This window comes from Marseilla massiliensis (genome assembly GCF_016899855.1).
Classification (GTDB): Bacteria; Bacteroidota; Bacteroidia; order Bacteroidales; family Bacteroidaceae; genus Prevotella.
The window spans coordinates 12,224-23,954 of the sequence record NZ_JACJJG010000009.1; the positions used below are offsets into that span (position 1 = coordinate 12,224).

Consider the following 11,731-nt stretch of genomic DNA (forward strand, 5'->3'; position numbering starts at 1 on the left):
CGTTGATGGTTTAGAAGTTAAAGTTCAGTCCGAAACTGAATGTCCGGGAAATAGGATAACGCGAGCTGTCGATACCGTTAATGTCAACCTCGGGGTCGAAACCTGAGTATGAGGTTATCGTAGCCACATTCTCGCACGAGAACGACAGGCGCAAGCCATGTACCCCAAGACGCGCCAACCACTTGTCGGGGAAGTTGTAGGCAAGAGTTATGTTCTTGAGGCGCAGGTACGAGCCGTCCTCAACGAAACGGTCGGACACACGGTTATTGCCGTTCGGGTCGCCGTAAACTGCACGCGGCATGGAGTTGCTCGTGCCCTCGCCGGTCCAGCGGTTGAGCACATCCGTAGTCTGGTTATATGCCGCCGACATGCCCGTAAGGTCGATGTTGTTGGCGTTGAATATCTTGTTTCCGGCCACGCCCTGCAAGTAAACAGACAGTTCGAAGCCCTTGTACGACAGAGTATTGTTCATCGAGAACAGCCACGTGGGATTAGGATTGCCGAGTACAGTACGGTCATCATCGTTGATTACGCCGTCGTTATTCAGGTCGCGGAAGCGTATGTCGCCGGGCTCTGCGCCAGCCTGCACGGCATGGTCGTTGACCTCCTGCTGGTTCTGGAATATCCCGTCGGTAACATATCCGTAGAAAACGTTGATGGGATAGCCGTTGGCCAGCATTGTGACGTACGAGTTGTTGATTTGGTTGATGTAGTAAGGCACGTCGCTGTTGAGGTCCTTTATCTTGTTGCGGTTGTACGTCGCGGTGATACTTGTTTCCCAACGCAGGGGCTTCTCGATGTTTACGGTGCGCAGACTCAGCTCTACGCCCTTGTTGCTTACCCGCCCGGCATTGGTGTATGTAGTTGAAGTATCCTCGAAACCGGAGGTAATCGGTATGGAGGCTTTAACGAGCATGTCGCGCGTTTCCTTAAGATACGCGTCGATGGAGAGAATCACTCGCGAGCGCCACAGCGACAGGTCAACGCCGATGTTGGTCTGGGCAACCTCCTCCCAGTGAATGTACGGGTTGGCGAGAGCAGCCGAATACAGCGCCGTCTGGGTGCTTCCGGCTATGCCGAGGGGATACACGCTGGTGTTGTATTGCGCCAGATAGCCATAGCTGCCGACGCTGGCCTGGCTACCGGTAACGCCGTAGCCTACGCGTACCTTGAGGTCGTCAACGATGGTGTTCTTGGGGAACCACTTTTCCTCCGACAAGCGCCATGCCAAAGACACGGAGGGGAATGTACCCCAACGGTGCTTCGGACCGAACTTGCTCGAGCCGTCGCGGCGCACCGTAGCGGTAAGAAGGTAGCGGTTCTTGTACGAATAATTCAGTCGGGCCATATACGAGAGGAGGGCCCACTCGGTCATGTTACCGAGTATGGAGTACATCTTCTCGCCGTTGTCAAACTCGTGAACGTTGTCAAACTGGAACACGTTTTTCTGCGCGTTGTAGTAATCGTAATCGTTCCATTGCGCCGACATACCGGCCATGAGGCTTATGTTGTGGTCGTCGGCGATGGTGTAGTCGAACAGGAAGTAGTTGTCCCAAAGGTACGTGAACGACTTGTTCGTACTCTTGTACCTTGTGCTTTCCTCCACGGGAGTTGGCTTCCAGTCGTATGCCGGAGTAAAGCTGTCGTCAAACCAGAACTTGGCGTCATAGCCGAAAGTGCTGCGGAACTTAAGCCATTTGGCAAAAGTAATCTCCGCCGTGATATTGGCCAGGAAGTTGTAGCCGTTGGTCTTGCTTGTGTTGAGCTCGGTAGGGCCGATCGGGTTGCGTGTACTTCCGTACCAAAGGGCGTTGCCCTCGGGGCCGCTCCATGAGCCGTCGGCCTCCTTGACGGGGAATACCGGCAGCGCCTTCATGGCATCGCCGATGTTGTACGAGCCCTGTTTCTTCTCGTCGGCGCTGAAGGTGAGGTTGTTGGAGAACTTGAGCCACTTGGTAACCTGCGCGTCGGTGTTAGCCTGGAAGGTAAAGCGGCGGTAGCCTACGCTCTCCACTATGCCCGACTGGTCAAGGAATCCGCCGGAGATATAGTAGTGCGACTTGTCGTTGCCGCCCGAATAACTTACGGTGTAATTCTGCATTATGCCCGTACGGAACAGCTCGTCCATCCAGTCCGTTCCGGCTCCGAGGCTGGCAGGGTCGGCAAACTCGGGGTTCGGGGTGTTGCCGCTGTTGAGCATCATGTCATTGTTGAGCGCCGCGTATTGCGAGGCGTTGAGCAGGTCAGGAACGTTAGTGGCGTTCTGTATAGACACGTTGGCCGAGACGGACAGCGTGCTCTTGCCCTCTGAGCCGCGCTTGGTGGTAATCATGACCACGCCGTTGGCTCCGCGCGAGCCGTAGATGGCCGTTGCCGAAGCGTCCTTGAGCACGTCGAGGCGGTCGACGTCGGCCATGTTGATGGCGTTAAGGCCGAGGTCGGTAGGCACGCCGTCGATTACCACGAGAGGGTCGCAGTTGTTGATGGAGCCGAGACCTCGGATTTTCACCGACACGTTGTCGCCGGGCTTGCCGGCGTCAACTATCTGCACGCCGGAGATTTTTCCCTGTATGGCCTGGCCTATGTTGTTTACGGACGAGTTGTTGATGTCCTTGCTTCCGAGCGAGGCTACGGAGCCGGTAAGGTCGCTCTTCTTCATCGTACCGTAGCCGACGACCACCAGTTCGTCGAGCATCTCGTTGTCTTCCCTAAGCACTATGTCGACCACGGAGCGCCCGCCGACGGCCACCTCCTGGGTGGCGAAGCCTATGTACGACACCTGGAGCGTGGCGTCGGCCGGGGCGTTGATGGCGTAACGGCCGTCCATGTCGGTAATGGTGGCGGCCGCAGCATCGCCGCCTTTCACTTTTACGGTAGCCCCGATGACGGTCTCACCCTTGTCGTCGGTAACGGTACCGCTCACCTTCTGCTGCTGGGCAAAGGCCGACAGGGGCACGAACATCCCGAGGATGACGGCCAGCAGCAGCGTAGTAAATGTTCTGTTTAATCCGTTCATGTGTTTATTGTTTAAGGTTTTATGTTTTTTATATGATTATTCTGGGGCGTAATGGTCATGGCACGGCGGCATTCCAAACCGCCGCCGCAAGTCTGCTTATAACCCGTTGATATCCAGGCGGTTTGCGAAAGGCCGTGTTTCAGCCTGCGAAAGGTGGCCTTTCAGCTTCCAAAAGACGGCCTTTCATCGCCTGAAAGGCCATCTTTCGCAAAGCGTCCGGCCGACCATGAGGTAATTAATAGGCCCAATTGGCCCGATAAGCAGAATAGAACGCAGGCAGAACCGGTGTATTCTTCACTCTTAGTTACCGGCTCTTCACTTGATTTTTTTCAGCCCCTTCACCGCGGCATCATCCTTCACCTCGAATATGCTTATGGCGTATCCGCCGCCCTCTACGGCGCGGAGAGTAAGACGTGTCTTCGACGTCACAATGCCCTTCGTTATCGTGTACGACGCAGGATTGGTCTTATAGTCGGCGTCCTTGCCGTCGGCATAGATGGTGGCAACGTACTTCTTGCCCTTGTCGAGGAAGTCGAGCGAGAGTGTGGATGTATGCTCCTCACTACCCGCAACGCAGCCTACGAACCAGTTGCCGGTGCCTTTGGCCTTGCGGGCAACGGTGACATAGCGTCCAGGCTCGGCCTCGAGGTAGCGCGAGTCGTCCCAGTCAACGGCCACATCCTTGATGAACTGGAAGGCGTCCATGTGCTTCTCGTAGTTCTCTGGCAGGTCTGCCGCCATCTGTATGGGGCTGTACATCGTGCAATAGAGGGCCAGCTGGTTGGCGATTGTCGAATTTACGTGCGAATGGTTGTTGGGGTTTATCTTCTCGATGTCCATCTCGAAAATACCTGGAGTATAGTCCATCGGGCCTCCCTTGAGGCGGGTGAACGGCAGTACGGTGACGTGCATGGTCTTGCTTCCGCCGAAAGCCTGGTACTCTGTGCCACGTGCCGACTCGTTGCCGACAAGGTTAGGATACGTGCGGCACAGTCCGGTGGGGCGCACAGCCTCGTGACCGTTCACCATGATGTGGTGCTTGGCGGCCTCTTTCACGGCGTACAGGTAGTGGTTGTTCATCCATTGGCCGTAGTGGTGCTCGCCCTTGGGCAGCATGTTGCCCACGTATCCGCTCTTCACCGCGTCGTAACCGTACTTGTTCATAAGCGTGTAAGCGGCCTCCATGTGGCGCTCGTAGTTGCGCGTTGAGCCTGAGGTCTCGTGGTGCATCATGAGCTTCATGCCCTTTGAATGGGCGTAATCGTTGAGTGCCTTGATGTCAAAGTCAGGATAAGGGGTAACAAAATCGAACACGTAATCTTTCTGGTGGCCGAACCAGTCCTCCCATCCGATGTTCCATCCCTCGATGAGAAGCTGGTCGAATCCGTGTTCCGAGGCGAAGTCGATATAACGTCTTACGTTCGCGTTGTTAGCTCCGTGAGTGCCGTTGGGCTTCATCGTGGCATAATCAATACTGTCAAGCTTCACCGAAGGCAGCTCGTTTGTGTAGCTCCACGAGCTCTTGCCGGTTATCATCTCCCACCATACGCCCATGTATTTCACGGGGTGTATCCATGACGTATCCTCCAGTTTACAAGGCTCGTTGAGGTTAAGCGTCAGCTTCGAGGCCAGTATCCGGCGCGCGTCGTCGGCCACTTCGATTGTACGCCAGGGCGATTTGCATGGCGTCTGCATGTTGCCTTTGTCGCCGACAGCGTCAGGAGTGAGCCACGACTCGAACACCATGGCCTTGTCGTCGAGGTTCAGATGCATGCACGAATAGTCCACCAGGGCGGCCTCGTGAATGTTGATATACAGGCCGTCGGCAGTCTTCATCTGCAATGACGTCTGCACCCCTGTCTTCGAGAACTGTGTCTGCGAGGCGTTGTCGGTCACTGCCGCGTCGTGCATGGCGCCTATCTCGGAGAGCCTGGACTCGGTGTAGTCATACTCCTGGGTGTCATAATCGCCCGGAATCCACCACGCCGTATGGTCTCCGGTCATGGCAAACTGGGTATGTTCTTCCTTTATCGTAAAGTAAACAAGATTCTTCTGCTGGGGGAACTCGTAGCGTAAGCCCACGCCGTCGTCGTAAACACGGAAGCGTATGTTCATCTTCCTGTCGGTAGACGGCTGGCGCAGCTGTGCCACGTATTCGTTATAATGATTGCGGATCTGGCTTACCTCGCCCCATACCGGGCGCCATGTCTCGTCGAAAGTGGAGGTCGACGTACCGTCAAGAACAAAGCCGTCCATAAGGTTTTCGGCATTCTTCAGTTCCAGCCCGAGGCGGCTATCCTTCACCGCCAAGCGGCCTTTATAGGTTACATTATACACAGGAATGCCGTCGTCAAGCCTGAACTCGACGGCGATTGTTCCGTCCGGCGACTTCACCGTATCGGCGTTCGCCATCATCGAGACCGCAAGCAGACATGCCACGAGGGTCTTCAGTCGTTTAAGGTAATAAGTTCTCATTTTACGTTTTATTTAAAGTTGATGTTTTGTCGTTCCCGATCAATGGGCCAAAAGGCAAAAGTTTTCATTGCAAAATTAAACAAAACAAATCCCGATTTTCCCCGATTTTGCCCAAAAAGTAGTAGAAAACGAGGCCTTGTTTTTCGTAAAGCACTATATATCAACACCTTACATAAAATACTATAAAATAAAAAAGTAGGGCTTTTGAAAGTCCTACTTATAGCTTTTCAGGCCCTTCCGGGCTCCACGCAAACCGCCGGACGGCATAAAATCAACCGTCATTAATCATGCTTTTCATCGTCAATACTGCCGTCATCCTCAACCAGTCCGATTTTCATAACCTCGTCGTCAAATTTCTCACGGTCGCCGATGGCACCATTACGGAACTTCACCCGATAGTTGTAAATCGTGGTAACGGAATATCTGAGGAAGTGGGCAATCTTCGTACTGCTGCTTATCCCGAGACGCACAAGCGCGAAGATACGCAGCTCGGTGTTGAGTTTCTCGCCCGGCTTTAGGTGTGTGCGGAACTCGGGCTGCAACAAGTTATTGAACTCTTCGACAAAATTCGGGAACAGTTTTAGGAACGAATCGTCAAAATGAGCATAAAAGTCTTTCAGCTCGTTGTCGATGAACGACGTTGAACGGATTTCGTCATACAGGTCTGCCGCCTTTCCCTTGGACGCCACTTTCTGCAAATGCTTCCTGTACTTGTCCATCTTGTCAATATATAACGAACACTGGTCGATGTAATGGGCGATGTACTCCTCCTTGATACGTGAACTCTCCGCAAGCTCACGGTTGAGCTCCTTCAGCCTTACGTTGGCCTCCTGGGCCAGCCTCGTAGCAGCCGAAACCTTGCGCATCTGCTTCTTGATCAGGATGATGGCAATGGCGAGGAATAGCGTAAGAAGTATGATGAAAATCAGCGAACAGACTATAAGGCGACGCTGCCTGTCCAACTGGTGATGGTACGCCTTGTTGATAATGGGAAAAGCTTTCTGCACCTCGTATATCCTCCAAAGCGAGTTGCAGGCTGCCGCATCGTCCATGCAGCGCGTCATATAGGCGTAGGCACGGCTGATGTCGCCCTCGTTATAAAGCAGGACTGCAAGCATACGCAAGGACGTGTACTCACGTATTCCCGACTTTAAATCATTGATTGACGACATGATGAGGTGGCGTTTCTCGTTCTCAACGTCGCCTTTTCCGGCATACGACATGGCCAGTGAATAATCAAGCAGGGCCTTGTCATGTATGTCGTTGAACTTAGGATAAGCCTCGTTCAGCGCCTTGATGGCTTCGTCAAAACGCTTATGTACATTGTCCTTATCGGCTTTTACGATAAGATAATTAAACGAACTCGGCGTATTTACAAGCAATATGGAGTCACGATAGCGGTCGGTCATATCGAAATAATGCTTTTTCGCTGCCGCGTTGCTGCAATTGTCCGTCATCAAACCATAAACCATGCGGTACACATGGTAATAATATTCTATCTGATAAGCGTTAAGGTCGTCCTTGCTTACGCCGTCGATATAGTCTAAAGCCTCTTTATACATGCCCTGCATTCCGCTCATTTCGGCCATGTTCATCCGTGCGTCGGCTATATAGTCGCGCCGTCCCATACGCTTGGCCACCTCCAGTTTCTCAACCGAAAAGTACAACGCTGAATCAATATCAAACGACCTGTATGCCTCGCGGAGCTTTCCCATTAACTCATAACGCTCCTCGTCCGTGGCGGCATGCCTCAATTTTGATTTCATGCCAGATATTTCGGCCTGCCTTATTACCATGTATTTGCGGCCTTCCGCTATCGTGCGGTCAAGTTCCTCGAGAAGTACGGACGTATCTTTGTCAGCGGCACGCACGACCAAGGCAAACGCAATAACGACAAAAAAGAAGCAAAACCTTTTCATATCAGGCACTTGTATAAGTTTTGGATGTGTCTTCATGGCATACAAACAAAATTCCGATGCAGGCGCAAAAATAATGATTTTCACCGTCACAAACAAACATTTAGTGTTAATATTGGCACTTAAAGTTACCTTTATAGCCTGTTAATGATAAATCTGTACAGACATCATTAACGCTGGATTCAGCATGAAAACATCTGTAAATGACTGTCTTTTCGTACCTGTTAACGCGTTATTGCGTGATATGACATGTCCGTACAGCAGGCTTATAACGGCTTTCAGCCGCTACGTCAAGGCCTTCTGTACGGACATCACGATATAAAAAAAGACTGCAATCTTATAAAACAAGACTGCAGCCACTTAATTGTCGTCTCTTATTTATAATTTACTTTATCCCAGTTTGTTGATGTAACAAGCCAAGCTAGACTTCAAGTTAGCAGCCTTATTCTTATGAATGAGGTTGGTCTTGGCCAACTTGTCAAGCATCTTCTGAACGCTCGGATAGAGTTTCAGAGCCTCTTCCTTATCGGTCATAGCGCGCAGCTTGCGGACAGCATTACGCATTGTCTTTGCATAATATTTATTGTGCAATGTCTTCTTCTTGTCCTGGCGGATTCTCTTTACTGATGATTTGTGGTTTGCCATCTTTGATTATATAATTCCTTTTTTGTTTTTATTGTAGTCCCTAGGAGAGTCGAACTCCTCTTTAGAGAATGAAAATCTCTCGTCCTAGCCGATAGACGAAGGGACCGTCGATTTGATTTTGCGGTGCAAAGGTAGGGGTTTTATTTGATTCCACCAAATAATTTTCAAATATTTTTATCTTTTATCGCCTAAAAATGCGTATTTTTGCATCATGCTCGTAAAAACAAAGGCTATAGTGCTTCATTCGTTCAAGTACGGCGAGTCGAAACTTATCATCGATTTGCTGACCGCCGGATATGGGCGGCAGGCCTGCATCGCCACCGTCGGGAAGTCGCCAAAAGGCAAGCTTAAGAAGCAATATTTCCAGCCTTTGTTCATTCTTGAGGTTATTCTTGACATGCGCCAACGCGTGCGCCTGCAACATATTAAGGAGGCAAGGGTGGACGTTCCGTTCTCATCCATTCCATTCTCGCCGTCAAAATTATCATTGTCAATGTTCACGGCGGAGTTTCTCCGTTACGCCACAAAACAAGAGCAGGCCGACGAACTGACCTATGCATATGTGGAGAACAGCATTAGATGGCTTGACGAATGCGACGGACACTTTGCCAATTTCCACCTTGTGTTCATGATGCGCCTGTCTAAATTCCTCGGTTTCTACCCTAACCTTGAAGACTTTTCGCCAGGAAGCCGCTTTGACCTGCGGGCCAGTTGTTTCCGCACAGACGTTCCCTTGCACAACGACTACCTTCCTCCGGAAGAGGCCGAAAAGATGAACCTGCTGTTAAGGATGAACTATCCGACGATGCATCTTTACAAGATGACGCGCGCGGAACGCAACCGCATGGCCGACGTCATACTGCGTTATTACCAGATACACATACCAGATTTTCCCGAACTAAAGTCGCTACCGATACTTAAAGAGCTGTTTGGCGGCGACTAAGCACGTATTACATTTATTATATGTAGCCCGTTGGCTGAATTATTTGTGCACTTATAGAGGCAGGCACTTACGGTCTATTACATTTCAACGGCTTTTTGTTACGGTTTCCACTTGTTTACGGCAAGTATGCAAAAGACAGCCTTTTATGATGTAAAATGAGGCCTTTCAGAAGGCGAAAAGCCATATCTTACAGGCTGAAAGGACACTATTTGAAACTGTAACTGTAGCCGTGCCACTCAATATAATTCAGCCAATGGGTTATATGTACAACCTTTTTATGTGAAAACAGCCCAAGCCCAGAAAAGGGATATACGCCGGTTAAGATTTCCTTTGTCTCAACTTTTCCACATAATCATCAATACGCCTCATTTGTAACGGTATGGAAATTCCTTGAGGACATCTGGAAGTGCATTGCCCGCAGCCGATACAGTGATCTGCCTGCCGAAGCTTAGGAACACTACGGTCATATCCGATGAGGAAAGCCCTTCTTGCTTTTTCATAATTGACGTCTAAACTGCTTTTGGATATATTACCGTGATTTACGCACTTGTTGTAATGAAGAAAAATTCCCGGGATGTCTATTCCGTACGGGCATGGCATGCAATACTTGCAATCTGTGCAGGGAATATTCTGGCTGTCCTTCATGCTTTCCGCCACGTTTTCAAGGAACTTGCTTTCTTCGTCAGACAGCGGAACGAGAGGAGAGAATGTGCGCAGATTGTCATCAAGATGTTCTTTGTATGTCATTCCGCTAAGGACTGTCAACACCTTTGGAAAAGACCCGGCGAAGCGAAACGCCCATGCGGCGGCACTGTCTTCCTGGCGTTTCTGCTTCATTTGTGCCAGCACGTTTTGCGTAACGCTGGCTAATCTTCCGCCAAGCAATGGCTCCATGACAACCACGGGAATGTCACGCTCAGCCAATTCTTCGTACAGATATTCTGCGTTGGTGTCATCTCCCATAGCCTTTTGCCAGTCGGCATTGTAAGCAGACGCATGGCGCCAATCCACATAGTTGAGCTGGATTTGCACGAAATCCCAATGAATGCGGTCATGCATCTCCAACACACAATTGAACACTTCAATATCACCATGAAACGACCAGCCGAGATGCCGAATACGTCCCCTACTCCGCTCCTCGATTAAGAAATCTAACATCCCGTTTTGAATGAAACGCTTGTTGAACAGTTCCATCCCTCCGCCGCCGATGGCATGCAACAGATAAAAATCTATGTAATCAACCTGCAAATTCCGGAACGAGCGGTGATACATGGCCATCATATTTTCACGCGAAAGGTCTGATGCCCCTGACATCTTGGTGGCGATGAAAAACTTTTCTCTCGGATGACGCTTCAAGGCTTTACCCGTGACGGTTTCCGACCAGCCCTGCCCATATACAGGAGCGGTATCAAAATAGTTTACGCCCCGTGCCAAGGCGTAGTCTATCAAATCGTTAACCGCCAGCTGGTCTATCGGGCAGCCGTCTTTCTGCGGAGATGTGGCGGACGGCCAACGCATACACCCGTAACCCAACAAGGAAACTTGCCGCCCCGTCTTTGGGTCAGTGCGGTAAGTCATTTGACCGCTCAAGGTCTCTTGTCCGGCCTGTCCGTGTCCGCAGGCTGAAAATCCGGCTGAAGAGCCGATAACACCCAGTTGTTTCAGGAATGTGCGGCGTGATATCCATTTGTTTTCTTCCTGTCCCATATACGTGTCAGTTCATGTTTCTGTATTCCAGTGGGGTAATGCCCGTCTTGCTCTTGAAAAGGCGGTTGAAGTGTTGGGGATATTCAAATCCCAACCGGTATGCAATCTCGCTTACGGACAACGGCGTAGTCACCAACAAAGATTTTGCACGCTCTATCAGGAAAGAGTGGATATGCTGTTGCGTGTTCATGCCGGTCTGGCTGCGCAAAAAGTCGCTTAAATAGTGCGGTGACATGTTCAGTTCGCCCGCAAGGGCATTAACGGAAATGAACTCTCTGCGGTGTTCGTCCATATGCTTCTGAAGCAAGCCCCTAACCCGTGCAAGGACGTCAGGCTCCACACTGCTGCGTGTTTGGAACTGTCTCGTATAAAAACGTTCAGAATAATTCAGCAGGACTTCAAGTTGCGAAACGATAATATCTTGCGTATGTGCATCAATGTTTTGCCTGTATTCGCTTTCTATGTTTTCCATGATGTTCTCCACCACCTTCCGCTCCATATCGGATATGTGCAGTGCTTCACTAACGTCATAGGAAAAGAATTTCATCCGGTCGATTCTCGTACCTAACGGATATTTGCGTATGAAATCAGGATGAAAGGCCAACAACAATCCCCACCTGCCTATGTTTTCGGTTTTCTCATCCCAACTGTGTACCTGTCCAGGCGCAAAGAAGCTCATGCATCCCCGTGTAAAATCATAAGTCCGCCATCCATAACGGGCATTACATGTTGTTTTGTCCTTTATCGTAATAGTGTAAAGATTCAGCCTAACCGGTTTACCGACAGGGATATAGTCTTTCACGGCAGACAGACGACATACACTCAACAACGGATGGCATACCGGAGGACAACCGAACAATGAGGCATATTCCTCTACAGTACTGACCGTTACTACGTCTTCGTTTCCTGTTTTCATCAATCACTCCAATGCTATTCTTACACGGCAAAGATACGCCAATTCAAACTTTTACCGATAAACTAAAAAGGATAAAATGTTATACAAATAGGATAACAAGTACTTGTTTTGTA

The 11,731-nt window shown here is 50.4% G+C and carries 8 protein-coding genes; 2 read left to right on the forward strand and 6 right to left on the reverse strand.

Annotated elements, in window-relative coordinates:
• Positions 1–10: 10 nt before the first annotated feature.
• From H6A34_RS03510 to H6A34_RS03520, 3 genes are all read right to left on the reverse strand, one after another.
• Positions 11–2,962 carry a SusC/RagA family TonB-linked outer membrane protein gene (locus H6A34_RS03510; RefSeq protein WP_420870804.1) on the reverse strand — a complete coding sequence of 984 codons (2,952 nt, stop codon included), beginning with the start codon at positions 2,960–2,962 and terminating at the stop codon, positions 11–13.
• A 369-nt stretch (positions 2,963–3,331) separates the two neighbouring features.
• Positions 3,332–5,431 (reverse strand): glycoside hydrolase family 97 protein, encoded by a 2,100-nt coding sequence (locus H6A34_RS03515; RefSeq protein WP_420870805.1) that lies wholly within the window; start codon positions 5,429–5,431, stop codon positions 3,332–3,334.
• Between the two features lie 341 nt (positions 5,432–5,772).
• Positions 5,773–7,410 carry a DUF6377 domain-containing protein gene (locus H6A34_RS03520; protein ID WP_205103502.1) on the reverse strand — a complete coding sequence of 546 codons (1,638 nt, stop codon included), beginning with the start codon at positions 7,408–7,410 and terminating at the stop codon, positions 5,773–5,775.
• Between the two features lie 184 nt (positions 7,411–7,594).
• Here H6A34_RS03520 and H6A34_RS15175 point away from each other — a divergent pair, with 184 nt between their 5' ends.
• The gene (locus tag H6A34_RS15175; RefSeq protein ID WP_262896349.1) at positions 7,595–7,729 is read left to right on the forward strand and encodes a hypothetical protein; all 135 of its coding nucleotides are present in this window, start codon (positions 7,595–7,597) and stop codon (positions 7,727–7,729) included.
• A gap of 68 nt (positions 7,730–7,797) precedes the next feature.
• Here H6A34_RS15175 and rpsT read toward each other — a convergent pair whose 3' ends face one another.
• Positions 7,798–8,052 carry a 30S ribosomal protein S20 gene (gene rpsT / locus H6A34_RS03525; protein ID WP_021947728.1) on the reverse strand — a complete coding sequence of 85 codons (255 nt, stop codon included), beginning with the start codon at positions 8,050–8,052 and terminating at the stop codon, positions 7,798–7,800.
• A 211-nt stretch (positions 8,053–8,263) separates the two neighbouring features.
• Here rpsT and recO point away from each other — a divergent pair, with 211 nt between their 5' ends.
• On the forward strand, positions 8,264–8,995 hold the full coding sequence (recO, locus tag H6A34_RS03530) for a DNA repair protein RecO (RefSeq protein WP_021947727.1): 732 nt from the start codon (positions 8,264–8,266) through the stop codon (positions 8,993–8,995).
• 318 nt (positions 8,996–9,313) lie between these two features.
• Here recO and H6A34_RS03535 read toward each other — a convergent pair whose 3' ends face one another.
• Complete coding sequence (locus H6A34_RS03535; RefSeq protein WP_205103503.1) at positions 9,314–10,702, reverse strand: aldo/keto reductase; 1,389 nt, start codon at positions 10,700–10,702, stop codon at positions 9,314–9,316.
• A 7-nt stretch (positions 10,703–10,709) separates the two neighbouring features.
• Entirely contained in the window at positions 10,710–11,618 is a 909-nt protein-coding gene (locus H6A34_RS03540; protein WP_205103504.1) for a helix-turn-helix domain-containing protein, read from the reverse strand.
• Between the last annotated feature and the right edge of the window lie 113 nt (positions 11,619–11,731).